Below are 25,320 nucleotides of genomic sequence, written 5' to 3'. Positions count from 1 at the left end.
TCAGTTGGCTTTGACGGCCTGGTCGTCGGCACCCGTCGGCCCGCCGACGGCCTTGTCGAAGTTGGCGACGATATAGCCGCTGGCCAAGTTCGCCACCCGGGTCAGCATCATGTTGTCGTTGATGCCGAACGAATAGCCACCACTGAAGGCCGCCGTCCGCTGGAAGAATTCCGGCGTCGCGATGACCTTGCCGGTGTTGTCGCGGAACGTCACGCGCATCAGCACGCCCGAGCTGCCGGCCAGGGGCCCCAGCAGCACGCGCTTGGCGCCATGCTTGAAGGACATTTCTTCCACCACCGGCTCGACCACGAGCGTATTGCCGTCGGCCGCGCGGCTGTTCCACTGCGCCAGGCGCGGCGCCAGGTCTTTCTTGAAGTTTTCGTCGATCTTGGCCAGGCCGGCGACGTCGCCCTTGTAGCCGTCCTTGAACACGACGGGCTTGACCTCGATGCGGCTATAGGCCGAGAACGGTTTCGCGGGCGGCGGATTGGCCGTCGACGATGCCTTGATGCTCGTCGCGCAACCCTGCAGCAGCGCGACGCTTGCAATTGCCGATGCCAGCAGGATGGTCCGGTGCTTGTTATTCATTTTTTCTCCGTTTCTAGGTTGTGGTGGAACTACCGCTTGAAGATCAGCGACGTGTTGATGCCGCCGAACGCAAAATTGTTCGACATGACGTATTCGCAATCGAGGCGCCGCCCTTCGCCGCGAATATAGTCGAGCGCCCCGCACTCCGGGTCGATCTCGTCGAGGTTGATGGTCGGCGCGAACCAGCCCTCGCGCATCATCCGGATGCTGATCAACGCTTCGAGCGCGCCGCAGGCGCCCAGCGTGTGCCCCATGTAGCTCTTCAGAGAGCTGATCGGCATATGCGCGCCGAACACGGTGCTCGTTGCCGCCGTCTCCGCGACGTCGCCGTGCTGCGTGCCCGTGCCGTGGGCGTTGACGTAGCCGATGGCCGCCGGCGCCAGGCCGGCATCCTCCAGCGCCAGTTCCATCGCGATGCGCATCGTGTCCGCGTTAGGCTGGGTGACGTGGCAGCCGTCGCTGTTGGTGCCGAAACCGACGATCTCCGCGTACACCGTGGCGCCGCGCGCCAGCGCATGCTCGCGCTCTTCCAGGATCAGGCAGCCTGCGCCTTCGCCGATCACGAGGCCGTCGCGGGCCCGGTCGAACGGGCGCGGCGTCGTGTGCGGCGCGTCGTTGCGCACGCTGGTCGCGAATAGCGTGTCGAACACGGCGGCCTCCGTCGCGCACAGTTCCTCGGCGCCGCCGGCGATCATCGCCGTCTGCTTGCCCGTCTTGATCGCCTCGTAGGCGTAGCCGATGCCCTGGCTGCCCGACGTGCAGGCGGACGACGTCGTGAACACGCGGCCCGTGACGCCGAAGAACACGCCGATGTTGACGGGCGCCGTGTGCGCCATCATCTTGATGTAGGTGGTCGCGTTGATGCCCTTCGTCGTGCGCTCTTCCATCATGCGGCCGAAGTCGCCGATGGCGCTGGGGGTACCGGCCGACGAGCCAAACGAGATGCCCATCCTGCCGCTCGTGAGCAGCGGATGGTCGAGCAGGCCGGCGTCGGCCAGCGCGAGTTCGCTGGCGCGCGTGGCCATCAGCGCAACGCGGCCCATGCTGCGGATCGCCTTGCGGTGGTAGCGCTCGGACAGCTCGAACGGCGCGGCGGGCGCGCCGAGACGCGTGTTCAGGCCTTCGTAATCGTCCCAGGCCGCCATGCGCACGATGGCGTTACGGCCCTCGGCCAGGCGGGCGCGGATCGACTCCCAGTCGTTGCCCAGCGGGCTGATGCCGGCCATGCCGGTGACGACGACGCGCTTCATGCGAGACCTCCGTTGACGGAAATGACCTGGCGCGTGACGTAGCCGGCATCCTCCGACATCAGGTAACTGACGGCCGCCGCCACCTCCTCCGGCCGGCCCACGCGGCGCGCGGGGATCAGCTTCAGCGCTTCGTCCAGCGGCACCTCGCCGATCATGTCGGTCTCGATCAGGCCCGGCGCCACGCAGTTGACGGTGATGGCGCGCTTGGCCAGTTCCAGCGCGAGCGCTTTGGTCGCGCCAATGATGCCTGCCTTGGCTGCGCTGTAGTTGACCTGGCCGCGGTTGCCGATCAGGCCCGACACGGACGCCATCGTCACGATGCGGCCCGGCTTGCGGCGCTGGACCATCGGCATCACGACCGGGTTCAGGACGTTGAAGAAGCCGTCCAGGTTCGTGCCCAGCACCTGGTCCCATTCCTCGCCGGTCATGGCGGGAAAGGCCGTGTCGCGCGCGACGCCGGCATTGCAGATGACGCCGTAGTAGCAGCCGTGCGACTCGATGTCCGCCAGCAGCGCCGTGGCCGTGGCGTCGCGCTCGCCAATGTCGAACTGCAGCACGCGCGCGCTGCCGCCGGCGGCCTCGATCTCGGTCGCCACCGCGTCGGCCTCCGCGCGGCGGCTCCGACAATGCACCACCACGCGGTAGCCGTCGCGCGCCAGGCGCAGCGCGATCGCCTTGCCGATGCCGCGCGACGAGCCGGTCACCAGCACACTCTTATCGATACTACTCATTCGGAACTCCGTTGCAAAAACTCTTCTACATTGTCGGGCTGGAAGACGGTGATCGTGGCGCTCGCCCATTCGGCGCCGCCGGCACCGTCGACGATGCGGCAGTCGTAGGCACCCAGGCCGTTCTCGCCCTGCAGCACGCGCTGCACATGCACGTGCAGCACGCTCCCGGCCGGGAATGCCGGGACGGTACACGCATAACGCCGGGTGCCGAGCAAGAAGCCCACGCGCACCGCCTCGCCGCGCAGGCGCGCGCCGTAACCGGCATGCGCGGCCACGGCCTGCGCCATGTACTCGACGCCGACCCAGGCCCCCACGCCGCCGCCGTCCAGGAACAGCGTGCCGGCGCCGATCGCCACTTCGGCGCACAGGGTCTCGGCGTCGGCGGCGCGGAGCCGGCCCAGCAGCGACATGGTCCCGCTGTGCGGCACCAGCGTGCGGATGTCGGGCAGGCTCAATCCGACCTCCCGAACACGAGGGTCGCGTTGGAACCGCCGAATGCGAACGAATTGCTCAGCGCCCAGCGCAGCGGGCGGCCCAGGCGCGTGCCAGGACGCACCACGTTCAGTGCGGGCAGCGCGGGATCCTGCGCGCCGTCCCACAGGTGCGGCGGCAGCTTGCCCGCCGGGTTATCGTCCTGCATCGCCAGCCAGCAGAACGCCGCTTCGACGGCGCCCGCCGCGCCCAGCGTGTGGCCCGTGAACGGTTTCGTCGAACTGACGGCAACACCGGGCCCGAACAGGTCGGCGACGGCGTGCGACTCCATCGCGTCGTTCTGGACGGTCGCGGTACCGTGCAGGTTGATGTAGTCGACGTCGGACGGTTGGATGCCCGCGCGCCGCAGCGCCTCGCGCATCGCCAGGCCCGCGCCAACGCCGGCCGGATCCGGTGCCGACATGTGGTGCCCGTCGGACGATTCGCCCCAGCCGCACAGCGCCACGGCGCCCGGTTCGCGCGACATGAGGAACAGCGCCGCGCCCTCGCCCAGGTTGATGCCGTTGCGGGCGGCGGAGAGCGGATTGCAGCGCGCGGCGCTGACGGATTCGAGGGCCGAAAAGCCGGCGACCGTGAAGCCGCACAGCGTGTCGACGCCGCCCGTGACCACCGCGTCGCACAAGCCCATGCGGATCAGGCGCGCCGCGCTGGCCAGCGCCTTGGCGCTCGACGAGCACGCGCTCGAATGGACGTAGGCCGGTCCGCCGAGCGCGAGTTCACGCGCCAGCAGTGCGGCCGGCGATCCCATTTCCTGCTGGCCGTAATGAAAGCCGTCCGGCAGCGCGCCGGTGTGCAGCCGCGCGGCCAGCGCGGCCTCGGTGGCGGCCACGCCCGACGTGCTGGTGCCGACGACGACGCCGACACGGTGCGCGCCGTAGCGGGCAATGGCCGCGTCGACGGCGGGCCGAATCTGCGCCAGCGCGGCCATTGCCAGCTGGTTGTTCCGGCTGCGCAGCACCAGCGGCAGATGATCCACGGCGGGCAGCGCGGCGTCCACGCGGCCCAGCGGCAGCGGACGGCCGGGCGAGCAGGCGTCAGACACGGTGAGGCCGCCCTCCACGCCGTCGAGCAGGCGCCGCGCGATCGTGCCGCGCTCGTCGCCCAGTGCGCACAACAGCGCGCAATCGTTCAGGTACAGCATGTTGGACCTCATTCGGAAGCCGACTCGATGGTCAGCCGGTAGTGGTAGCGCACATTGTCGAGCACCGCCTTGCCCTGCCAGCGCGGCATGCCGCCATATGTGATCGTCGCGATCACCTCGCCGTCGCGGCGCAGCGTGCGCGTGAGCCCCTGCTCCTCGATGTGCCAGCCGGGCGGCAGCGCCTGCGCGATCGCAGCGACGGGCCACAGCGTCAGCTGCAGGTCTTCCAGCACGTCGGCCGCGCGCACCTGGGCCGGCAGCATCGTGTGGCGCCATTCCTTCAGGGCGGTGCCGTCGAAATCGAGACTCAGCACGCGCTGGCCGAACGCGAGGCCGACGAGGCCCACGTGCGCGGCATCCACTTCAAGCGCGACGTCGAGATCGTTCGTGGCGCCGGGCCGTTCGACGGTCAGGTGCTGCTGCACGCTGATGGCGGTGCCCAGCGCGGCGGGTGACAGGCGCAGGCCGAGGCGTGCCGGTGCTTCCGGCGCGCGGGTGCAGCCGGCCAGCAGCAGCGCGGCAACGAGGCCGGCGCCCAGGTCAGACAGTGACGGTCGCTTCATGGCGCTCCTTCGTGGTGACGGTGAAACACGGGGCGGCGAGCCAGACGAGCGCCGTCCCGAGCAGCATGGTGAGCCCGAACGCGCGCAGCGCCGGCGTGCCGGACAGCGCCAGCAGGCCGAACGACAGCAGCGTGCTCGTCGCGGACAGGCCGACGGCGAGCCATGGCGCATCGTCGCCCTGCTGCCGCTCTTCCTGCATGAAGATGCCGTAGTCGACGCCCACGCCCAGCAGCAGCATCAGGGCCAGCACGTGAAACAGTTGCAGGTGCTGGCCGCTGACACCGAGGATGGCCAGGGTGAGCACGCTGGCGGCGGCCGTCGGCGCCAGCACGCGCCAGGTACGGCCACGGTAGCGCGGCAGCAGCGCCAGGAACACGAGCACATAGGCCCCGAGCACGACGGCGCCCATGACCGCGCGATAGCGGCCCAGCACGGCCGAGATGCCGCCGACCTTGTCGACCCATTGCACGCCTTCCAGCCCGTCGGCCGCGCGGCTCAGCGCGGGGATGGCCGCATAACGCATGCCGCGCAGCGCGACGATGCTGGCGTGGACGCCGCCCACCTCGCCCAGCCACAGGTGGCGCCACGGTTCGCTGGCCGGCGTGCGCAGGAACGCTTCCGCAGTCAAGGGCGCCGCGCGGTCGCGCAGGTGCGCGCGCGTGGCCGCGACCCAGTCGCGGTCCTCGCCGAGCGTCTGCGCCAGCGCGGCCAGCGGGCCATCCGGCGCGAGCACGGTCGCATCCAGCAGCGCGAGGCGGTCGGCCTGCGTGCGCGCCGAGGGCACCCAGTTCGACAGCGCCTGGTACCCGGTCAGGTCACCGCGCGCGACGAGCGGGTCGAGGCGGCGCTTGAGCGCTTCCTCGCGCTGTAACACCTGTTCGTCCGATGCGCCGCGCACGAGGTAGTACTGGACGGGCGTGGGCGCGTCCAGCAGGCGGCCCAGCTTGATCTGGTCGCGCACGAGGTGCTGCGGCGACGATTGCAGCGAGCGGATGTCGTCGTCCACGCCCAGGCGCGCGCAGCCCACGGCCGCGCCGGCCGCCAGCAGCGCGAGCACGGCCAGTACCGGCGGCCGCGCCGACACCCGCGGCCAGTGCGCGATGAGGCCACGGTAGCGGCGCGCGAGCCACCCGCGCCGCAACGTGCCGGGCTGGATCAGTTGCGGAAACCAGCACACGACGGTGAGCCACGCGAACACGAGGCCGAGCGCGGAAAAGACGGCCATGTGGCGCAGACCCGGGAACGGCGTCAGCGCGAGCCCCATGTAGCCGATCACGGCGGCCAGCAGAGTGAGACCGAGACCGGGCAGCAACCGACCCAGCAGGCGCACAGAGTCTTCCTGCGGCGCCGCGCCGAGGCGGTGGCACAGGAAGTACAGGCCATAGTCCTGGGCGACGCCGATCAGGCTCGCGCCGAACACCAGCGTGAGCAAGTGGATGCGGCCGAACAGGAGCCAGCACACGGACAGCGCGCCGAGGAAGCCGATGCCGATGGTCAGGACGATGAGACCGATCGGCCGCACGGAGCGGAACGTCAGCCACGTCAGCACCACGATGCCCACCAGCGAACCGACGCCGATCGTCTCGACCTCGCTGCTCGCCTGGCTGCCCGCGGCCGCCGCATGCAGCACGACGCCGGCCTCGATCACCTCGGCCGCCGGCACGGCGCGGCGCGCGGCGCCTGCCGCCGCGTCCAGCAGCGGCACCACACGCCGCTGCGCGGACAGCGCGAATGCGGACGGCGCCAGCGTGTACGTCAGCAGCACGTATTCGCGCCCTTCCCCGCCCACATACAAATGGCCGTCGCGCGGACGGACGGGCGTCTCGCCGGCGCGCTCCTGCATCCAGTTGGCGAACAGGCCGAACGGGTCGTCGCGGAAGCTCCCCAGCTTCGGCCCGCCGAATGCGCCGTACGCGCGGGCCAGCGCATTCTCCGTCCAGTACGCCGCCGGCTGCGTGCGCAGCGCGCGCTCGTCCGCCGCGCCGACGAGCAGCGCCGCATGCGGCGTGAAACCATCGAGCCACGCGGCCTGCGCGTTGGCGCCGGCATCCTCTTTCAGCAGGTCCGCGTGCGCACGCAACTGGCTTTGGAACGCGGCTGCCGCGCGCACGGCAGCATTCCACTGCGCGGCACCGACCAGCACGACGACGCGCTGCTGGGCGCTGTCGACCATGTGCGTGAACGAGCGCTGCAGCACCGGATCGCGCTCTCCGGCCGGCAGCAGCGCGAGGATGTCGGTATCGGGCGCGATCCGCTTGCCCAGCCACAGCCAGGCATTGTGCCCGACCAGCAGGCACACGACGACGGCCCAGGCCAGCGCCAGGCGGCGGTGCGTCGTCAAAGCTGGGCCGCCTCTTCGGGCAGGAACGCGCCGGGGCCGGTCCTGATGTCGGAGAACACGATGTCGGTGCGGTCGCCGCTGTCTTCCACCATGTGGATGGTGCGCACGTAGGCGCCGCCTTCCAGCGAAATCGCGCCGATCGCCCGCGCCAGCGCCGGACTGCGGGCCTTCAGCGCCACCTTCCAGGCGCCGTCGGTCGCCGTGCCGTCGACCTCGAACAGCGTGTCGAGCTGACCGAGGTCGCCGGACAGCAGCGAGAACAGCACGCCGTTGATCATGCGGACGGTCGGCTCGCGGCTCGCCTCCATGCGCATCGCCACGCGGTCGCCCTGCAGCTGCACGATCTCGTCGCGCGACAGGCGCAGCGTGTTGGCGAAAGGCTTCAGCGTGCGCCACAGGACGCCCTTGCCGGCGACGACGCAGAAGCGCCCGCTCGACGCCAGCGGCTTTTTCATGCCGGCCAGCTGCTTGCTCTGCTCGAAGCGGCCACACAGCTGCTCCGGCTTGGCCAGCATGGCCTGGATCTTCGCGACGGGCGCGGCGGCGTGCGCGGGCGCGCCCAGCAGCGCTGCCAGCAGCAGGCCGGCGGCGGACAAATATTTCATGGTGCTTGCACTCCCAGCTTCTGGAACAGGATGGGCGGCGAGACGAAACACATCTCGCCGGTTGCGATGTCGACGGCTACCTGCGTCGTCGACGCGCGGTTCAGGCGTCGGCCGCTGGCCGCGTCGCTGACCAGGTAGTCGATGCGCAGGCGGCTTTCCCACTCGACGATCTCGGCGCGCACCACCAGGTGCTGGCCGAACGTCGCGGGCGCCGCATAGCGCAGGTTCATGTCGATGACGGGCCACATATAGCCGGACGCCTTCATCTCGGCATAGTTGTAGCCGATGCTGTCGAGCAGCGCGCAGCGCGCCACCTCGAGGTATTTCACGTAGTTGCCGTGCCAAACCACTTCCATCGGATCGAGGTCGTAGAACTGCACCTGGATCGCGGCTTCGGCGCTCCAGCGCGACGGGACCTTCGCCTTACGCATACAGGCTCCAGGCCTGGTCGCGGATACGGCCCAGCAGCAGGTGCAGTTCAGGGTCGAGGCGGCGGTCCTCGGTGACGGGGACGATGTCCTGGCCCAGCAGGTCGACCATGCGCGCCAGCGGCGCCGGCAGGGCCTTCGCGGGGTCGACGCGCCGGCGCAGCCACACGCCCTGGCGCACCGTGATCAGCAGGGCGGCGGCGACCTGCTCGGTCAGTTCCAGCACGCGCAGGCAGTCGCGCGCGGCGATCGTGCCCATGCTCACCTTGTCCTGGTTGTGGCATTCAGTCGAGCGCGAGAACACGGACGCCGGCATCGTCAGCTTGAGCGCTTCCGCCGTCCATGCCGAGGCGCTGATCTGCAGCGCCTTCAGCCCGTGGTTGATCGGCGCCCGTTCGCCCTGCATGCCGGACAGGTTCGCCGGCAGGCCGGCGTTGTAGCGCGCGTCGACGAGCAGCGCCATCTGGCGATCCAGCAGGTCGGCCAGGTTCGCGACGACGTTCTTCATGCCGTCCATCGCGAAGGCGATATGGCCGCCGTAGAAGTGGCCGCCGTGCAGCACGCGCTCGCCCTCGGCGTCGATGATCGGGTTGTCGTTCGCGCTGTTGAGTTCATTCTCGATGGCGGTGCGGAAGAACGGAAGCGCATCGGCCAGCACGCCGATCACGTGCGGCGCGCAACGGATCGAATAGCGGTCCTGCAGGCGCTTGCCGTTGCGTTCCAGCTGGCCGGCGTACTCCAGGTCGTGGCGCAGCCACGCCGCGACGTCCTGCATGCCTGCGTGCGGCTTCACGGCGAACAGCGTCTCGTCGAAATGGTGGTCGTTGCCGTCGAGCGCGAACGACGCCAGCGCCGTGATGCGCGTGACGAGGCGCGTCAGGTAAGCGGCGCGGTCCCACGCGAGGCAGGCCAGGCCCGTCATGACGGCAGTGCCGTTCATGATGGCCAGTCCCTCCTTCGGGCGCAGGCGCAGCGGTGCGATGCCCGCGTCGCGCAGCGCCTGCGCCGCGGGAACGATCTCCCCGTCGCGCAACACTTCGCGTTCGCCGCACAGCACGGCCGCGAGATACGATAGCGGCGTCAGGTCGCCGCTGGCGCCGACCGACCCTTCGCTCGGGATCACGGGCACGAGGCCGGCGTCGAACAGGCGCACGATCTGGTCGAGCAGCTCGACGCTGACGCCGGAATAGCCTTTGGACAGCGACGCGAGGCGCGCGCCCATCACGGCACGGGCCTGCGCTTCCGTCAGGGGGGCGCCGAGGCCGCAGCCGTGGTAGGTGTACAGGTGGTGCGGCAGCTCGGGCACGAGCGCGAGCGGCACCTCGACGGTGCAGGAATCGCCGTAGCCAGTCGTGACGCCGTACACGACGCCGTCCTCGCGCAGCAGGCGGTCGAGGAAGTCGGCGCCGCGCGCGATGGCGGCGCGGAACGCCGGGTCGTCCGACAGCGCCGGGCGGGCGGTGCCGCGCGCGATAGCGACGATGTCGTCCAGCGTCAGGCGCGAGCGGTCGAAGCGCACGGTGCGCCGGGGCGTGTTGATGTCACTGAGCAGCATCGGGGGAATCCGTTTCGGGTAAATGCCAAAAATCGTAGAAGTTGAACCACTCGAGGGGCGCGCGGCGCGCGTGGTACTCGAGACGGGCCGCGTAGACGGCTGCCAGTTCCGCCAGCGCCTGCGCGCGCTCGCGGCGCGGCAGCACGACCTTGTCGCGCAGCGGTTCGAAATGCACGTCGTAGCCGCCGCCGGTGCGGGTGGCGAACATCGCGGCCAGCGGGCAGCCCAGCACCGCGGCCATCACGTACGGGCCGATCGGGAACGCGGCCGTGCGGCCGAGGAAAGGCGCCAACGCCACGCGCGGGTTGGGCGACACGGGTACGCGGTCGCCGGCGATGACGACGAATTCGCCGCGCCCGATGCGCTCGGACAGTTGCATTGCCATCCCGGCGTCCATGTCGGTCACCTGCATCAGGTTCAAGCGGCTCTTCGGGTCGAGCTGCGCCAGCACATCGTTGAAAGCCTGCGCGTGCTTCGTGTGCACGAGCACCGTCACGCGCAGGCCGGGCGTGCGCAGCGACAGCGCGCGGCACAGGTCGAGGTTGCCCAGGTGCGCGCACACGAGCAGCGTGCCCTGGCCCCGGCGCGCGCGTTCAAGCAGCGGCTCGGCGCCGTGCAGGCGCACGCGGTCGAAATCGAACGCGCCGCCCCACAGCAGCATCTTGTCGAGGATCGCTTCGGCGAACGCGCCGAAATGGCGCAGAACTCCCGTCACGCCGGCCGGCCGGCCCACGCGCGCCAGGTAGACGGACGACGCCCGCCGTGCGCGGGGCTGCGTCGCCACGTACCACAGCAGCACCGGGTAAAGCACGATGCGGAACGGCCAGCGGCCGAACGTGCGGCAGACCCAGAACAGCAGGCGCATGCCGGCCACGCAGGTCGCCTCGTTGACGGCGGCCCAGTGGCGCGAGTCGCCGGCGGACGCGCCTACCTGCGCCATGCCCGCACCAGCAGCGAGGGTATGCGCGGCAGCATGCCGAAGAACAGCGTCATGTGCAGGCGGCTGATCAGGACGTTGTCGGTCCAGGCCTTGAAATGCGACACACCGTCTTCCGGATAGCCCACCCGCGTGGGCAGGTTGACGATGGCGAGGCCGTCCCAGTACAGGCGCACGAGGATCTCGATGTCGAAATTCATGCGCAGGCCGAGCCGGCGGCGGCGCGCCAGCGCCAGCACCGGCGCGACTGGATAGACGCGAAAGCCGCACATTGAATCGCGGATCGCCAGCGACAGCGTGTTGATCCAGACCCAGACGTGCGTCAGGTAGCGCGCATACAGCCGCAGCGACGGCACAGATTCGTCGTACAGCGGGCAGCCGGCAACAACGGCGTGCGGCGCTGCGCGCGCGGCGGCGAGGAAGCGCGGCACGTCGGCCACGCTGTGCTGGCCGTCCGCGTCGACCTGCAGCACGTGCGTGTAGCCGTCCTGCGCGGCGCGTTCGAAACCCGTCAGCACCGCGCCGCCCTTGCCCTGGTTGACGGTGTGCCGTTCCAGCACGACGAGGTCCGGGTGGGCGGCGGCGAGGCCGTCGAGTACCGCGGCGCACGCGGCCGAGCAGCCGTCGTCGACGAGGATCACGGGCAGGCCGTGCGCGAGCACCTGCGCGAGCACACCTTGAATCGCGTGTTCGTGGTTGTAGACGGGGATGACGACGCAGGGTTGGAACATCAGCCGTTCTCCGCCCGCACGAATCGCAGCAGCGAGTGGCAATAACCGATGCCGTCGCGCGCCGTCTGCAGCTGCAGTCCGGCGGCGCGCGCGAGGCGGATGTAGTCGCCGCTCTCGTAGACCTTGCTGTTGCCGCTGGCGAGGTTGTTGAAGTACGGCGACGTGTTGATGAGGCAGTAGGATGCGATGTCGTAGCGCTGGCGGTCCCAGAACGTGTCCATCACGAGCACCTGGCCGCGCGGCGCCAGCGCGGCGGCGACGCGGCGGAAGATACTGGCGATGGCGTCCTCGGAAAAGCAGCTGAGGAACTGGCTCATCCAGACGACGTCCATCCCGGCCGGCAGCGCCGCCGCGTCGTCCAGCATGTCGGTCGGATGCAGGTCGGCACGTTCGCGCAGGCCGGCCGCGGCGAGGTTGCCGTCGAGGACCGCCAGCTGGCCCGGCAGGTCGACGGCATGCAGTTCGACGTTCGCGTCGAACGCCAGCGCGGCCAGCGCGAACTTGCCCGTGTTGGCGCCGATGTCCATCAGCTTGCGCGGTGCGGTCGCGAACACGTCGGGCAGGATCGCGGGGAACGACACGTCGGAATAATAATGGTCGAATGCGAGCCAGCTGGTGCGCGCCGGCTCCGGCAACTGGGACAGGCCCTCGTACAGGGTCGGCCAGTCGCCGAACACTTTGAGGCCGAGTGGCCGCTCGGCGTCGAGCGTGCGTTCGAGGTCGAACAGCGCCTGGTAGCACACATCGTGGTTGAAGTCGATGTTGACCTGGGTGATCGGATCGGTCAGGACGACGAAGCCGGCCTTGTCGAGCACCCAGCGGCCCTCCTCCAGGTAGACGACGCCGGCGGACAGGCAAGTCTCCAGCACGACCTTCAGCACGTACTCGCTCCAGCCGCCCGCGGCCTGGAGCTCGGCGGTGGAACGGCCCGCGTCGCCCGCGTCGGCCACCGCCTGCAGGATGCCGCGCTTCCAGGCGTAGCGCACGCACTGGAACACGACGGGACCGAAGGCGATCTTCTGGGCATCGAAACGGGCGTCGAATGCGCTCTGGCGCGCGGGCGAGAATTTTTTGTTCAGCATGGTTAGTCGGGCCCGAACAGGATGCGTCCGCTGGCGTGGGCGCCGGCCTCGGAAAAGTAACGGAATGCGAGGCTGCACCTGGCGGCGTCGCGCGACAGTTCGAGCCGCACCGGCTGTTCCGGGCGGATCATCTGCTGGAATTTCAGGGCCTGCATGCCGGCGAAGCTGCCGGCGCGGCCCAGGTAAGCCGTGCCGTAACGGATGGCCCAGTCGACCTGCACGACGCCCGGCAGGACGGGCGCCACGCAGAAATGTCCGTCGAAGTACAACAGGTCGAACGGTACGGTCAGTTCGAGCAGCACCCGTGCCTCGTCCCGCTCCAGCACGCGCACGGCCGGCTCGCGCGGGCGCACGGGCGGCGCCAGCAGCGCGAGGAGTTGCGCCGCTGTCGTCTTGCCGCGCGCGTCGACGGGCAACGCGTCCAGGTAGCGCCAGCGGCGCGGCAGCGCGACGGCCTCGAGGCCGGATGCCAGCTGCGCGCGCAGGTGGGCGTTCAGCGCCGTCTTGCCGCCCTCGTTCAACACGGCGCGGCCGGCGTCGGACGGCACCACAAAGGCGGCCAGCACCTGGCGTCCATGGCCGTCGTCCGGACACGCAAGCACCCGCGCCTCGCGCGCCAGGCCGCCTGCCAGCAGGCCCGCCTCGATGGCGTCGAGCGAAATCCGCTTTTCCTCGATCTTGACGATCCGGTCGGCGCGGCCGCGTAGCACGAAGCGGCCGCCTTCCTGGTCGTCGACGCGGTCGGCAAGGACCAGCCAGTCGTCGCCGCCAGCCGGCTCGGAACGCACGGCGAGCAGGCCGTCCTCGCCGCGCTTCCAGGCGACGCCCGGCAGCGGCGTCCAGCCGTCGGCGGCGGCTGCCGTGCGCCGGCGCCACGCGATGCCGCCCGTCTCGGAACTGCCGTAGACTTCGATGGGCGCCTGCCCGAGCAGCGCACCAGCGTGATGGGCCGCCGCCGCGTCCAGCATGCCGCCGGACGAGAACACGGCGCGCAGGTTGGCCGCCGCGCCGCGCCAGTCGAGGTGGTCCGGCAGCCGTTTCAAATGGGCCGGGCTGGCCAGCAGCACCGCTGGGCGCGCGGCAAGCGCCGGTGCCAGCGTTTCCGGATATTCGTGGCGCGCCGCATGCACGGGCCGGCCGGCGGCGAGCGGCCACAGTACCCGGAACAGCAGGCCGTAGATGTGCTGATGCGAGACCGTGGACACGACGGCCGCGTCGCCCAGCGCCGCGCCGAATTGCGTCTCCAGCGCCTCGAGTTCGCTCGTCAGCTGGGAGAAGCGCTTCGGGATCGGCACCGGCGTGCCCGTCGTCCCGGACGTGAACACGACAAGCGCCGGAAAATCGGGGGCAGGCGCGCGCCATTCTGCGTCGCCGGCAGCGGACGGTGACTGCGGCGCGTAGTCCGCGGGGAACTCGCCCCAGAACGCATCGACGTTGCCGGCCAGCGCCGCGCAGGTGGCCGGCAAGACGTCGGCGGGAAGCCAGACGGTCTTCCCGGCGAGCCAGGCGCCGACGAGGGCGGCCGCGAATTCCAGGCTGTCCTCGTGGTACAGCGCGACGGGTCCGGGACCGGTGCGCCGGCCCAGAGCGGCCCAGGCGCGGACGCGCGCCAGCAGCGCGCCATGGCGCACGTATTCGCCGGCGCGCCAACCGGCCAGCGCGTCAACTTCGCGCGCGGCGAGACGGGCGAACAGGTCACGCATGGTGCAGCCGCCGGAAACGCATGCGCAACAGGTATTCGCCGCCGAACATCAGGCCCATCAGCACGTACGAGACGACGCCGGTGTACACCGACCACACGGCCTCCGGCGCGAACAGCGCCGTGAGCAGCGCGACGGTGCCGTTCGCGGCGAAGAACACGCACCACGCCTGCGTCACGCGGCGCGTGTAGCCGACCGCCGCCGCCGGCAGGTCGGGCTCGCGCAGGCGCGCGAAGCGTTCGACCATCGACGGGCCGTGCACGAGGCTCCAGCCGAAGGCGGCCAGGAACGCTCCGTTGACGAGCACGGGATACAGCTTCAGGGGCAGCACGGCATTGGCGCCGATCGCGAGCACGGCCAGCCCCAGTGCTGCCGCCGCCGACCAGCGCGCGGCGGCGCTCAGCCTGAGCGCCGGCAGGCGCGTCGCGGCCGCCAGCAACAGCAGGCCGGCCAGCCAGCGCGGCTCGACTGTGCCGTGGCCGAACCAGATCGCCAGCGGATAGACGAGCGTCAGCGCGCCCGCCAGGACGTTCCACGCCATCGGGTCAGGCGACTTGCGCTTCGGATTGCGGTTCCGGCTCGGCCTGTGCCAGACCGACCAGCGCATCGACGACGTCGCCGACCGTGCGGATGGTCTTGAACACTTCCGGCTGCAGGCGCTTGCCGGTCATCTGCTTGAGCTTCACGGCCAGGTCGACGGCATCGATGCTGTCGATGTCGAGGTCGGCGTACAGGTTCGACGCCGGGGTCAGTGCGGCGCGATCGAGTTCGAACATCTCTGCCAGCAGGTCCGCGACCCACGTGAACAGTTCGTCTCGGCTCATTTCGTTCAGGGCTACCATGGCCTGCTCCTATTTCTTGCGGTGGGTTTCGATCATCGCCGCGAGCGCGCGCACCGATGCAAAATGGCGCCGGGTTTCCTGCGCTTCGGGCGGCAGCGTGATGCCGTAGCGCTTCTGCAGCGCCACGCCGATTTCCAGGGCATCGATCGAGTCGAGCCCCAGTCCTTCGACGAACAGCGGCGCCTCGCTGTCGATGTTGGCGGGTTCGATGTCCTCGAGCTGGAGGACGTCGACGATCAGTTCCTTCACTTCCTGTTCAAGCATGTTGCTGGCCTTCTTCCATAAAATAGCGTTGCAGGTAATCCGTCAGGCGCCGCGCGGCCACGACGTCGGATACGCCGGGCGCGAGGAAGCGTTCGGTGCCGATGTCGTCCATTACGTCGATGCGGAAGCTGGCCCGGCGCGGCGGCACATGCCACCATTTGTCGCCCTTGCCCAGCGTGGGCGGTTCGCACGAGATGCGCACCGGCGTCACAGGCCGCGCACCGCGCACGGCGATATTGGCGGCGCCGCGCTTGAGTGCCGGCACGGCACCCCGCGGCGTGCGCGTCCCCTCGGGAAAGATGATCAGGTTGCCGCCCGCGCATAGCGAGGCGATGCAGTCCTCGATCAGTTCCGGGCCGCGGTCGTTGCAGATATAGCCGGCCGCGCGCACCGGCCCCCGCGTGAACGGATTGCGCACCAGGCCGCCCTTGACGATACAGTCGGCGTTGCGCACGAAGGCCATCAGGAAGACCGTGTCGATCAGCGTGGGATGGTTGGCCAGGATCAACTGGCCTTCGCGGTCGAGCTTGTGGATCCCGTGCACGTCGTAGCGCAGCACGCCGAGGCCGCTCATGATGCCGACGAAGGCACGAAAACTCAGGCGCACGGTGGCGCGCGCCGCGCGCACGCGCGCTGTTGTATCGGTCACGCACAGCGCCAGCAACGGGAAGACGAGCACCCGCAGCAGCAGGCCGCCCAAGCCGAACAGCGTGAAACTCAGGCCGGTCGCGAACACGCGCCAGCCGAGACCGATCCTGTCAAGCATCGCGGCACCAGGTCCAACGGCGGTCGGCGGCATGACGCACAAGTTCCGGAGCGTGCGCGAGCAGGAAGCGCAACACGTCCAGCGCGCCGGGCCGGCGCGGCGCCGCGGCGCTCGCCTGCTCCGCGCGCCACGACAGCCGCACGGGCTGCGCGCCGGCGGGCACCATTGCCCAGGCAAATGCATACGGCTGCTCGTCGCAGTCTTCGAATCCGGCCAACACGTCCGGCAGCGGCGCATCGCAGGCCACCAGCAGGACCATGTCGGCGCCGTCGGCCAGCAGGCCGCAGGCTTCGATCACGGCATGTTCGAGCGTGGCAGGGCCGGCCGCCAGCGCGACGTGGTTGGCGCGGTCCGCACGCGCGATCGAGAACAGGCCGGCGCTGGCATTGTGCACGGCCAGGCCGAACGCCGTGGGCGACAGCGGTTCGCCGCGCGCCAGGTCGTCGAGCAGGCCGACGGCGCGCCCCACTTCGCCGTGGCGCGAGCAGAACACGGTCGGCACGTCCGTGCGCTGTCCCAGGCATTCGTACGCGACTTCGAGCGCCATCCGGCCCAGCAGGCCGGCACGCCGGCGCAGCATCGCGGGCATGGCGGCCACCTTCGGCTCGTCGGTGCCGGCGAACGGCCAAGGCTCGCGCGCCCACGCCTCCCACCGCTCGGGCGAGGTGACGCCGGGTGCCCATGCAGCGTGGCGCGCAATGGAAAAGACGACCTCGTTCTCAAACATAAATCAAAAGCCACAGAAAGCGCCGCAATCGTGCGACATGGACAAATAGTAATTATTATAATCCCAAGATTTTCCTGCTGGAATAATTTCATGCCGGAATTGCACCATTTCGCAACACGCGGCATGCTCGGGACAACGCTCGCGGTCGCGGGCGAAGGGGAAGGATATTGCCACGTAAACACGGGCAAAAGATTCACGCAATGTCACACGGGAGCGATGCCCTCCCGCGTGGGGGAACTTACTCTGCGGGCAGCAGCTCGCGCACCCGCGCCGGCAACGGCACCGATTTCTCGGCCGCGAAATCGATCCAGACGACCTTGCCGCCGCCGTCCGCAGCGACGACGTCGGCATTGCCTTCCGCATCGACCATGCGGATCTCGTGGGTCACCTCGAAACTGGACCGGCCCGCCGGACCGGCGAACGTGCGGATCTCGATCTCGCCCGGATACTTCAGCTGCCTGATGAAGTTGCAGTAAGCCGTGACGATCACCGGACCTTCGCCCTTGATCTCGAGGTCGCCCGCCGCCTGTTCGAGGAAGGCGATGCGCCCGCTCTCCATGTACCGGAAATACACCGTGTTGTTCACGTGGCCGAATGCATCCATGTCGCCCCAGCGGATCGCCTGGCGCATCGTGTGAACCTGCTTCTTTTGAGTCATTGTTGCTCTGTGTCGTGGCCAAAAGCCGGCATGATACGGCCTCAGGTGCCGGAAAGGCAGCCCTCGTCGTAGAGGATGGACTCCACGATCCGGCAAAAATTCCCCGGATCTTCGAGCATCATCATGTGCCCCGTCTTCGGCTGCACGCACACGCGGCGCGCCTGCGACAGTACCCAGTCGGGCACGTCCCATCCCGCGCTGGACTGTTCGCCGCCGACGAGGTACAGCGGCGTCGCGCGCGCCAGCACGCGGCCGACGCAGCCCAGGTAGTCCGGCGCGCCGGTCGTGTCGAGCACCGATTGCGCCATCTGTTGCACGGTCGTGTACGGCTGGTTCGCAAGGATGTCCTGCGCCCACGCGATGCGCTCGTCGCTCGCCTCGATGCCGCTCTTTTCCAGCCACGCGGCCGGCGCCGCTTCCATCGCGCCGTATTCCGCGGCCCACTCGGCGTCGGGCAAGGCGGCGATGCGGCCCGTCCAGAACGCGTCCTTCAACGTGAAATTGCCCTCGACATTGATGACGCCGCGCACGAGTTCCGGCACGAGGTCGGCCAGCAGCATCGCGGCGATGCCGCCCACGCTGTGGCCCAGCACCCAGGCGGGACCGCCGATCTCGTCGTGCAGGAAGCGGGCCAGCATGGCGGCCTGGTCGGCCAGGGTGATGTGGGCGTCTTCGCCGCGGCGCTGGCCGTAGCCGATCAGGTCGGGCGTGAAGAGGTCGACGCCAGGCAGGTAGCGCCGCGGCTCGAAGTAATCCAGCGAACCCAGCAGGCCGTGGATCAAGAGGAGCCGCGGGCGAGACGCCGTCATTGCGCCGTCATGCCGTCGTCGGCCGTGATGATGGCGCCGTTGATGAAATGGGCTTCCTCCGCGGCGAGCAGCAACAGCAGGCCGTCGAGGTCCTCCGGCTTGCCCGTGCGGCGGCGCGGCAGCATCTCGATCAGCTTCTTGCCCTGCTCCGTGTCGAAGTAATCCTCGTTCATCTCGGTGGCGATATAGCCCGGGCAGATGGCGTTCACGTTGATGCCGTAGCGGCCCCACTCGACGGCCATCGCCTTCGTCATCTGCACGACGCCGGCCTTGCTCATGCAGTACACGCCGATCTGCGGCAGCACGCGCAGGCCCGCGACGGACGCGATGTTGACGATGCGATGCTGCTTCTTCGGATCGCCCTTGGCGCGCTGGATCATCCGCTTCGCGGTCTGCTGGGCCATGAAGAACGCGCCGCGCAGATTCGTGTCCATGACGTAGCCGTAGTCTTCCTCGCTCACGTCGAGCAGGCGCTGCGTCGTCGACACGCCCGAGTTGTTGACGAGGATGTCGATCGGACCCGCTTCCGTCTCGGCGTGGGCGATCGCGGCCTTGATGCTGGCGAGGTCCGTCACGTCCAGCGCCACGACGTGCGCCGCACCGCCGTCCGCTTCGATCTCGGCTCGCAATTCCTTCAGGCGTTCGATGCGGCGCGATGCGAGCACGACCTGGGCCCCGGCACCGGCCAGCGCCTTGGCGAACCGCGCACCCAACCCGCTGGATGCACCCGTGACCATCGCGATCTTTCCTTCGAAATTGACTTCAATCCCCACGTTACGCCCCCTATGCCCAAACTTTGTCTGTTGCGAAGTCATAATCATTACACACTTCACCTATTTCGCACCGATTAGATTACCGCGTCTAATTGTTGCCCTACAATGGCGCTCGGCGTTGCCAACGAGCGCAAAAAAGTGCACACTCGTGCTTAAATTTTTATAACTCCCATAAGACATGACTCAGACCAATTCCCTCCTCGAAGAATACGGCCCGCGCGAAGCAATGGAATACGACGTGGTCATCGTCGGCGGCGGCCCCGCAGGCCTGTCGGCCGCGATCCGCCTGAAGCAGTTGGCGGCCGAAAAGGGCCAGGACGTGTCGGTCTGCGTGCTGGAAAAAGGCGGCGAGCTGGGCGCGCACATCCTGTCGGGCGCCGTGATGGATCCGCGCGCATTGGACGAACTGTTCCCGAACTGGAAGGAATTGGGCGCACCGCTGAACACGCCCGTGACGGAAGACCGCATGCTGTTCCTCTCCGAGACGAAGGCTTACCAGACGCCGTCGTTCATGATGCCGAAGATGTTGACGAATCACGGCAACTACGTGATCTCGCTGGCCAACGTCGTACGCTGGCTGGGCCAGCAGGCGGAAGCGCTGGGTGTCGAGATCTTCCCGGGCTTCCCGGCCGCCGAAATCCTGTACAACGACGACGGCTCGGTGAAGGGCGTCGCGACGGGCAACATGGGCGTCAACCGCCACGGCCAGCCGACCGACGCGTTCCAGCTCGGCATGGAACTGCACGCGAAATACACGCTGTTCGCCGAGGGCTCGCGCGGCCACCTCGGCAAGCAGCTGATGGCGAAGTACGACCTGAACAAGGGCAAGGATCCGCAAACCTACGGCATCGGCATCAAGGAGCTGTGGGAAATCGATCCGGCCAGGCACCAGCCGGGCCTCGTGGTCCACACGGCCGGTTGGCCGCTGGACAACGACACCTACGGCGGTTCGTTCCTGTACCACCTGGAAAACAATCAGATCGCCGTCGGCTTCATCGTCGGCCTGTCGTACCAGAACCCGTACCTGTCGCCGTACGAGGAATTCCAGCGCTATAAAACGCACCCGGCGATCCGCCATTTCTTCGAAGGCGGCAAGCGCATCTCGTATGGCGCGCGCGCGATCACGGCGGGCGGCCTGCAGTCGCTGCCGAAGACCGTGTTCCCGGGCGGCGCGCTGATCGGCTGCGACGCGGGCTTCCTCAACACGAGCCGCATCAAGGGTAGCCACGCCGCCATCAAGACGGGCATGCTCGCGGCCGACGCCGCCTACGCCGCACTGGGCGCGGGCCGCCAGCACGACGAGCTGCTGAGCTATCCGGTCGCGTTCGAACAATCGTGGCTGCACGAGGAACTGCACGTCGCGCGCAACTTCAAGCCGTGGATGAGCAAGGGCCTCGTCGTCGGCACGATCATGACCGGCATCGACCAGATCCTGTTCAAAGGCAAGGCGCCGTGGACGCTGCATCACACCCATGCGGACCACGAATGCCTGCGCCCGGCGTCCGACTTCAAGCCCATCGCCTATCCGAAGCCGGACGGCAAGCTGACCTTCGACCGCCTGTCGTCCGTGTTCATCTCGAACACGAACCACGCGGAAGACCAGCCCGTGCACCTCACGCTGAAGAACCCGAACGTGCCGGTCGAGATCAACCTGGCCAGGTTCGCGGGTCCGGAGCAGCGCTACTGCCCGGCCGGCGTGTACGAATTCGTGAAGACGGACGAGGGCAAGGATCGCCTGCAGATCAACGCGCAGAACTGCGTACACTGCAAGACCTGCGACATCAAGGACCCGACGCAGAACATCGTGTGGGTCACGCCGGAAGGCGGCGGCGGGCCGAACTACCCGAACATGTAACGAACAAACGGCGCCGCGGCGCCGTTTCTACTTGTGCGCGCGGTTGAAATAACGCTCCGCGCGCCGCTGCACGGCTTCGAAACATAAACTCGGCAGCCAGTACACGACGGCCGCCGCCACGTACAGCGGCAACGGCCGGAACGTCACCGAGATCAGTTACTTCGTCACGAGCATCAATTCGGTCACGGTGATCACGGAGACGAGCGCCGTGTCCTTGATCAGGCTGATCAACGTATTGCTCATCGCGGGCACGGCCGTGCGCAGCGCCTGCGGCAAACGCGAGCGTGTAACCCGCCCCTCGCGCCATCACGGGCGCGGCCTCGCGCAGCAGGTCGAACAGTTCGGTCACGGAGCGCGGGTCGCGTCGACGCCGAACCAGGCATCGGCTCAGCTCATCGTACGAGACAGCGCTGATTTAACACCGGATCTTGACTACGCGCAAAGGAAATATTGTCGTAAATATATGCTAAAACTGTCGCCGGCCGTGCCTGCCGAAGTTGTGGCCCGTGACGATCAGCGAGCTCTCGACCAGCGTCGACAGGCCCAGCAGCAATTGCACGAGCTTGTCGTCCGGCAGCACCCAGATGGACCCGGCCGGCTGCTCGGCCCCGGTCGCTGCCATGATCAGGGGGGCGATCCAGCTGGCATCCGGCTCGACGTCGAGGATGACGGCATCCGCCGCCGTCTGCATGTAGACGTCGCCGCCGGGTGCGAGGCGGAAGCGCACGCCGACGCCCGTCTCCTGCGGCTTGACGAGCTCCTGCATCGTGCGGTTATGCTCCTCGATCCACAGTTCGACGTCCTGCGGGGTTTCCAGCGACGTCCACGGGACGGGGCGGAAACGGGGACGTTCAGTGTCGTTGGTGTCAGGCGTCATATGGCAATCGATCAGGCTTGAGGACGGCGCGTATGCTACGGCATTTCGCGGAGCGTCACCAGCTTTACTGCGACGGCATCGCCCTCGATGACCAGCTCGGCGGCCGCGATCGGCAAGCTGAACCGCCGCCGCCCGGCGCTGCCCGGGTTTACGTACAGCACGCCGTCGCGCTCGCTGCATGCGGGCTTGTGCGAGTGGCCGGACACGACGACCCGCACGCCGGCCGCGCGCGGATCGATGGCGAGCGCCTTCAGGTCGTGGATCGCGTACAGCGCCACCGTCCCGAAGTCGACGCGGGCCGTCGCCGGAATCGCGCGCGCCCACGGCGCGGTGTCGTTGTTGCCGCGAACCACCGTCAACGGCGCAATGGCCGCCAGGCGCACAAGGATCTCCGGGTTGCCGATGTCGCCGCCGTGGACGATGTGGTCGGCCCCGGCGAGAAACTCGAGCGCCTCGGGCCGCAGCAGGCCGTGCGTGTCGGAAATCAGGCCGACCCGCATCGGTTCAGTGGGGATGGTGGCGGCTCATCTTGATCGCCGTGTAGATCGAATACAGGGCCGCGAGGCCGACGACGACATACACGACACGGCTGGCCGGGCTGCCCGGACCGAACAGCGTGGCGACGACGTCGACGTCGAACAGGCCCACCGTCGCCCAGTTCAGGCCGCCGATGATCAGGAGCGCCATTGCGGCGTAGTCGATCCCGGACATCGCGGTCGTGCCTTCGCGCACGGCAGCGCGTCGTTCGGGCAGGTGCCGGCGTTCCATTGTCGGTGCGTTCATGGTTGCCATCATGTCCTCCTTGGGGAAAGGTTGGTACAACCACGATAGCAAAAACGCGCGAACGCGTGCGCCGCCTATCCGTTCGGGAATCCGGCGGCGGCGCGCCCCGCTCAGCCTTTCCAGGTACGGTTGAGGCCCGTGTCCGTGTGGATCCAGCCGCCTTTCGGGCCGGAGCGGTAGTAGAAGCCGACGCCGCCCTTGCGGAAGCTCTTCACGAGCCCGCCCAGCACTTCCTCGGTGAGGCCGGCGATGCGTACGTCCGCCGCCTTGCCCGACATGTGCAGCGACTGGCGCGCGGCCGGCACGCCCTGTTCGATCAGGCGGTTGTTGGACGCGGGGGTGCGGTAGCCGGACAGGATCTCCAGCGGCCGTTCGAGGCCGTAGCGCGCAACGAATGCCTGCGACGCCCACAGCGTCTCGATCAGCTTCGGGTCGATGGCGATCGACGCCTTGCCGTTCACGTCGCGCAGCAGATGGCACAGTTCCTGGTAGGCGGAATCGATCACCTCGCCGTCCTTCCAGTACAGGACATTGGCGCGTTCGCCGCTTTGCGGACGGATCACGGACAACGTGCGCGGCTTGACCCAGAAGTCGATGTCGACGACCTGGGCATCGAACAGATCGGGAGGCGGTTCCAGCTCCGTGCTCGGGGCGTCGGTCTGGGAACGGGCTGCTTGCGCATCGACCAGCGGGACGGCGACGAGTCCCAGCGCGGTCAGGCGCAAGCCGTGGTGAAGAAAATCTCTACGGGAAGCCATAACGAACTCATCATTGAAACCCGACTACTATAGCGCAAGCGCCAACAGGAAAGAAGATGAGTTCACGTTGCGTAATGTTACACAGTGATCAAAGCGTGACGGCGCTCATTGGCTGCAATTGCAAAATCTCTTGCGTGCCGGCACCGTTTCAGCATCGAGCTGCTTCCACAGGAAGTCGCATTCGAGGCCGAAACAGGCCTTGTCCTTGCCCGCGTTGACATAGCCCTGGCGCTCGAAGAAACCGCTGGCCGACTCCGGGCTCTGCATGTGCACCTTGCTGATGTTCCATGCGCGCGCCTGCGTTTCCAGCGCCCGCAGCAGCGCGCGCCCGACGCCCTGGCGCAACAGATCCGGGCGGACATAACACAGGGGCACCTTGCCGGCCTGGTTCAGGAGTGCGAAGCCAACCACGTCCCCATCACGCTCCGCCACGACGGCGAAGTTGCTGGGCGACGACAGCCAGCCCAGCACGTTCTGGGTCGTCTTGTTGCCGAGCCAGGCTTGCAGGATGTCGGGACGGCCGCCGTGGTCGGGCACGCAGCCCTCTTCGATCGAATGGCGCAGCAGGCGGCATGCGGCCGGCGCGTCATTCGGTGTTGCCTGGCGTATTTCGATACCCATTGTTTTCAGCATCAAACCTGGAAAAAACGATGTTTCAGCGAAGGCCGGACTATACCCCAAACGCGACGCGGCTGCTTTGAAGCGGTCCGTTGCGTATGCATGCCACATACGCCGTCTAAGCATATGATAAAAATGTTCTTTTGTTTTGCTATTTTTTAACGGATCATCGACCGTCCCTAGAGAGTCTTTACAAGGAAAAACAATATGGCGATCCCATCCGTTTCCTCGCTTCGCCGCGCACTGCTGGCGCTGGCGCTCGGCAGTACCGTGGTCCCGTTTGCCGCACAGGCAGCCGGCGTGGAACTGCTGAACGTGTCCTACGACGTGGCACGCGAGCTGTACAAGGACATCAACCCGGCCTTCGTCGCCGAATGGAAGAAGGTGACGGGCGAAACCGTCACGATCAAGCAATCGCATGGCGGCTCCAGCAAGCAGGCCCGCGCCGTCGCCGACGGTCTCGAAGCGTCCGTCGTGACGATGAACCAGGCCAACGACATCGACATGCTGGCCGACCGCGGCCTCGTCGCGAAGGACTGGGCCAGGAAATTCCCGGACAATGCGGCGCCCTATTACTCGACCATGGTGTTCCTGGTCCGCAAGGGCAATCCGAAAGGCATCAAGGACTGGGCCGACCTCGCCAAGCCGGACGTGAAAGTCGTCATCCCGAATCCTAAGACCGCCGGCAACGGCCGCTATACCTACCTGGCGGCCTGGGGCTCGGTGATCAAGAAAGGCGGCAACGAAGCGCAGGCGCGCGACCTCGTCGGCAAGATCTTCAAGAACGTGCCCGTGCTGGACGCCGGCGGCCGCGCCGCCACGACCACCTTCACGCAGCGCCAGATCGGTGACGCCCTCGTTACCTTCGAGAACGAAGTGAACCTCGTGCGCGCCGAGTTCGGCAACGACTTCGAAGTCGTGTACCCGTCCATCTCCGTGCTGGCCGAGTCGCCGGTGGCCGTCGTGGACAAGGTCGTCGACCGCAAGGGCATCCGCAAGCAGGCGACGGGCTACCTCAACTTCCTGTACTCGGAAACGGGCCAGGCGATCGGCGCCAAGCACTATATGCGCGTGCGCAACGAAAAAGTCATGAAGCAGTTCGCCGCGAACTACAAGCCGATCAAGCTGTTCACGGTGGATGATGTATTCGGTGGATGGCGTGCCGCGCAGAAACGTCACTTCGACGATGGTGGAGAATTCGATAAGATTTACACCTCGAAATAAGACATTTCACAAAAATCTGTTCAAAAAGAAGGCCCTGCGGAAACGCGGGGCTTTTTTTCTTGTAGAATCTTGCCGTTGGACTCGATATTTCACTGACGGACATAGACATGTGTCAATCTTTGGTGCTATCGTTCAATTTTGTTGCCGCATAGCATGTCGCTATCTGCCAACCCGACGTTTTGATGCTCCGCCGCCGTCCGGCGCCCGACCATTAACCGTACC

General features: G+C 67.9%; 29 protein-coding genes and 1 pseudogene. 2 read left to right on the top strand and 28 right to left on the bottom strand.

The features are described 5' to 3' along the window. The 22 genes from ACEN98_RS13875 to ACEN98_RS13770 form a co-directional block, all read right to left on the bottom strand. Entirely contained in the window at positions 1–588 is a 588-nt protein-coding gene (locus tag ACEN98_RS13875) for a hypothetical protein (RefSeq protein ID WP_413385228.1), read from the bottom strand. Positions 589–617: 29 nt separating this feature from the next. Then, a complete protein-coding gene (locus ACEN98_RS13870; protein WP_413385225.1) occupies positions 618–1,838 on the bottom strand; it encodes a beta-ketoacyl-ACP synthase in 1,221 nt (406 codons plus the stop codon). Next, positions 1,835–2,569, bottom strand: a complete 735-nt coding sequence (gene fabG / locus ACEN98_RS13865; protein ID WP_413385222.1) for a 3-oxoacyl-ACP reductase FabG — start codon at positions 2,567–2,569, stop codon at positions 1,835–1,837. Before fabG ends, ACEN98_RS13870 begins: the two co-directional genes overlap by 4 nt. Continuing rightward, positions 2,566–3,024 (bottom strand): 3-hydroxylacyl-ACP dehydratase, encoded by a 459-nt coding sequence (locus tag ACEN98_RS13860; RefSeq protein WP_413385220.1) that lies wholly within the window; start codon positions 3,022–3,024, stop codon positions 2,566–2,568. Before ACEN98_RS13860 ends, fabG begins: the two co-directional genes overlap by 4 nt. Then, positions 3,021–4,202 (bottom strand): beta-ketoacyl-ACP synthase, encoded by a 1,182-nt coding sequence (locus tag ACEN98_RS13855; protein WP_413385217.1) that lies wholly within the window; start codon positions 4,200–4,202, stop codon positions 3,021–3,023. Before ACEN98_RS13855 ends, ACEN98_RS13860 begins: the two co-directional genes overlap by 4 nt. Positions 4,203–4,210: 8 nt before the next feature. Next, entirely contained in the window at positions 4,211–4,765 is a 555-nt protein-coding gene (locus tag ACEN98_RS13850) for a DUF3261 domain-containing protein (protein ID WP_413385215.1), read from the bottom strand. Continuing rightward, complete coding sequence (locus ACEN98_RS13845) at positions 4,743–7,106, bottom strand: MMPL family transporter (protein WP_413385212.1); 2,364 nt, start codon at positions 7,104–7,106, stop codon at positions 4,743–4,745. The genes ACEN98_RS13850 and ACEN98_RS13845 overlap by 23 nt, the downstream gene beginning before the upstream one ends. Further along, positions 7,103–7,711 carry an outer membrane lipoprotein carrier protein LolA gene (locus ACEN98_RS13840; protein WP_413385210.1) on the bottom strand — a complete coding sequence of 203 codons (609 nt, stop codon included), beginning with the start codon at positions 7,709–7,711 and terminating at the stop codon, positions 7,103–7,105. Before ACEN98_RS13840 ends, ACEN98_RS13845 begins: the two co-directional genes overlap by 4 nt. After that, positions 7,708–8,142: an acyl-CoA thioesterase gene (locus tag ACEN98_RS13835; protein WP_413385207.1), complete on the bottom strand. Its 435-nt coding sequence runs from the start codon at positions 8,140–8,142 to the stop codon at positions 7,708–7,710. Before ACEN98_RS13835 ends, ACEN98_RS13840 begins: the two co-directional genes overlap by 4 nt. Next, positions 8,135–9,694 carry an HAL/PAL/TAL family ammonia-lyase gene (locus ACEN98_RS13830; RefSeq protein WP_413385204.1) on the bottom strand — a complete coding sequence of 520 codons (1,560 nt, stop codon included), beginning with the start codon at positions 9,692–9,694 and terminating at the stop codon, positions 8,135–8,137. Before ACEN98_RS13830 ends, ACEN98_RS13835 begins: the two co-directional genes overlap by 8 nt. Beyond that, positions 9,681–10,634 carry an acyltransferase gene (locus ACEN98_RS13825; RefSeq protein ID WP_413385202.1) on the bottom strand — a complete coding sequence of 318 codons (954 nt, stop codon included), beginning with the start codon at positions 10,632–10,634 and terminating at the stop codon, positions 9,681–9,683. The genes ACEN98_RS13830 and ACEN98_RS13825 overlap by 14 nt, the downstream gene beginning before the upstream one ends. Continuing rightward, the gene (locus tag ACEN98_RS13820; RefSeq protein WP_413385200.1) at positions 10,622–11,362 is read right to left on the bottom strand and encodes a glycosyltransferase family 2 protein; all 741 of its coding nucleotides are present in this window, start codon (positions 11,360–11,362) and stop codon (positions 10,622–10,624) included. The genes ACEN98_RS13825 and ACEN98_RS13820 overlap by 13 nt, the downstream gene beginning before the upstream one ends. Next, positions 11,362–12,444 (bottom strand): class I SAM-dependent methyltransferase, encoded by a 1,083-nt coding sequence (locus ACEN98_RS13815; protein ID WP_413385198.1) that lies wholly within the window; start codon positions 12,442–12,444, stop codon positions 11,362–11,364. The genes ACEN98_RS13820 and ACEN98_RS13815 overlap by 1 nt, the downstream gene beginning before the upstream one ends. 2 nt (positions 12,445–12,446) lie before the next feature. After that, complete coding sequence (locus tag ACEN98_RS13810; RefSeq protein WP_413385195.1) at positions 12,447–14,147, bottom strand: AMP-binding protein; 1,701 nt, start codon at positions 14,145–14,147, stop codon at positions 12,447–12,449. Continuing rightward, positions 14,140–14,685: a hypothetical protein gene (locus ACEN98_RS13805; protein ID WP_413385193.1), complete on the bottom strand. Its 546-nt coding sequence runs from the start codon at positions 14,683–14,685 to the stop codon at positions 14,140–14,142. The genes ACEN98_RS13810 and ACEN98_RS13805 overlap by 8 nt, the downstream gene beginning before the upstream one ends. A 4-nt stretch (positions 14,686–14,689) precedes the next feature. Then, the gene (locus ACEN98_RS13800) at positions 14,690–14,968 is read right to left on the bottom strand and encodes an acyl carrier protein (protein WP_413385988.1); all 279 of its coding nucleotides are present in this window, start codon (positions 14,966–14,968) and stop codon (positions 14,690–14,692) included. Positions 14,969–14,995: 27 nt separating this feature from the next. Beyond that, positions 14,996–15,250 carry a phosphopantetheine-binding protein gene (locus ACEN98_RS13795; protein ID WP_413385191.1) on the bottom strand — a complete coding sequence of 85 codons (255 nt, stop codon included), beginning with the start codon at positions 15,248–15,250 and terminating at the stop codon, positions 14,996–14,998. Then, positions 15,243–16,016, bottom strand: a complete 774-nt coding sequence (locus ACEN98_RS13790; protein WP_413385189.1) for a lysophospholipid acyltransferase family protein — start codon at positions 16,014–16,016, stop codon at positions 15,243–15,245. The genes ACEN98_RS13795 and ACEN98_RS13790 overlap by 8 nt, the downstream gene beginning before the upstream one ends. Next, the gene (locus ACEN98_RS13785; protein WP_413385187.1) at positions 16,009–16,743 is read right to left on the bottom strand and encodes a beta-ketoacyl synthase chain length factor; all 735 of its coding nucleotides are present in this window, start codon (positions 16,741–16,743) and stop codon (positions 16,009–16,011) included. Before ACEN98_RS13785 ends, ACEN98_RS13790 begins: the two co-directional genes overlap by 8 nt. 238 nt (positions 16,744–16,981) lie before the next feature. Beyond that, positions 16,982–17,401 (bottom strand): acyl-CoA thioesterase, encoded by a 420-nt coding sequence (locus tag ACEN98_RS13780; RefSeq protein ID WP_413385185.1) that lies wholly within the window; start codon positions 17,399–17,401, stop codon positions 16,982–16,984. 41 nt (positions 17,402–17,442) lie between these two features. After that, complete coding sequence (locus tag ACEN98_RS13775) at positions 17,443–18,210, bottom strand: alpha/beta fold hydrolase (protein WP_413385183.1); 768 nt, start codon at positions 18,208–18,210, stop codon at positions 17,443–17,445. After that, positions 18,207–18,983, bottom strand: coding sequence for an SDR family oxidoreductase (locus ACEN98_RS13770; RefSeq protein WP_056135408.1), 777 nt, complete (start codon positions 18,981–18,983; stop codon positions 18,207–18,209). Before ACEN98_RS13770 ends, ACEN98_RS13775 begins: the two co-directional genes overlap by 4 nt. Positions 18,984–19,161: 178 nt before the next feature. Here ACEN98_RS13770 and ACEN98_RS13765 point away from each other — a divergent pair, with 178 nt between their 5' ends. Beyond that, positions 19,162–20,838, top strand: a complete 1,677-nt coding sequence (locus ACEN98_RS13765) for an electron transfer flavoprotein-ubiquinone oxidoreductase (RefSeq protein ID WP_413385181.1) — start codon at positions 19,162–19,164, stop codon at positions 20,836–20,838. 27 nt (positions 20,839–20,865) lie between these two features. Here the strand turns inward: ACEN98_RS13765 and ACEN98_RS13760 are convergent. From ACEN98_RS13760 to ACEN98_RS13735, 6 genes and pseudogenes are all read right to left on the bottom strand, one after another. After that, positions 20,866–21,114, bottom strand: a pseudogene (locus tag ACEN98_RS13760) (ABC transporter permease subunit); the annotation flags it as partial. Between the two features lie 190 nt (positions 21,115–21,304). Continuing rightward, the gene (locus ACEN98_RS13755) at positions 21,305–21,715 is read right to left on the bottom strand and encodes a hypothetical protein (RefSeq protein ID WP_036228373.1); all 411 of its coding nucleotides are present in this window, start codon (positions 21,713–21,715) and stop codon (positions 21,305–21,307) included. A gap of 35 nt (positions 21,716–21,750) precedes the next feature. Continuing rightward, positions 21,751–22,215 carry a metallophosphoesterase family protein gene (locus tag ACEN98_RS13750; protein WP_413385179.1) on the bottom strand — a complete coding sequence of 155 codons (465 nt, stop codon included), beginning with the start codon at positions 22,213–22,215 and terminating at the stop codon, positions 21,751–21,753. A gap of 4 nt (positions 22,216–22,219) precedes the next feature. Then, a complete protein-coding gene (locus ACEN98_RS13745) occupies positions 22,220–22,498 on the bottom strand; it encodes a DUF378 domain-containing protein (protein WP_413385176.1) in 279 nt (92 codons plus the stop codon). 110 nt (positions 22,499–22,608) lie between these two features. Continuing rightward, positions 22,609–23,256, bottom strand: coding sequence for a YcbK family protein (locus ACEN98_RS13740; protein ID WP_413340326.1), 648 nt, complete (start codon positions 23,254–23,256; stop codon positions 22,609–22,611). A 105-nt stretch (positions 23,257–23,361) separates the two neighbouring features. Then, positions 23,362–23,877 (bottom strand): N-acetyltransferase family protein, encoded by a 516-nt coding sequence (locus ACEN98_RS13735; RefSeq protein WP_413340328.1) that lies wholly within the window; start codon positions 23,875–23,877, stop codon positions 23,362–23,364. A gap of 204 nt (positions 23,878–24,081) precedes the next feature. Between ACEN98_RS13735 and ACEN98_RS13730 the strand changes: the two genes are divergently transcribed. Further along, positions 24,082–25,098 (top strand): sulfate ABC transporter substrate-binding protein, encoded by a 1,017-nt coding sequence (locus tag ACEN98_RS13730; RefSeq protein ID WP_413385174.1) that lies wholly within the window; start codon positions 24,082–24,084, stop codon positions 25,096–25,098. The last annotated feature ends 222 nt before the right edge of the window (positions 25,099–25,320 follow it).

The sequence above is a fragment of the Massilia sp. CT11-137 genome, from assembly GCF_047302885.1.
Classification (GTDB): Bacteria; Pseudomonadota; Gammaproteobacteria; order Burkholderiales; family Burkholderiaceae_D; genus Telluria; species Telluria orientalis.
Note: the sequence above shows the minus strand (reverse complement) of the source record. Positions and strands in the feature narration are given on the sequence as shown.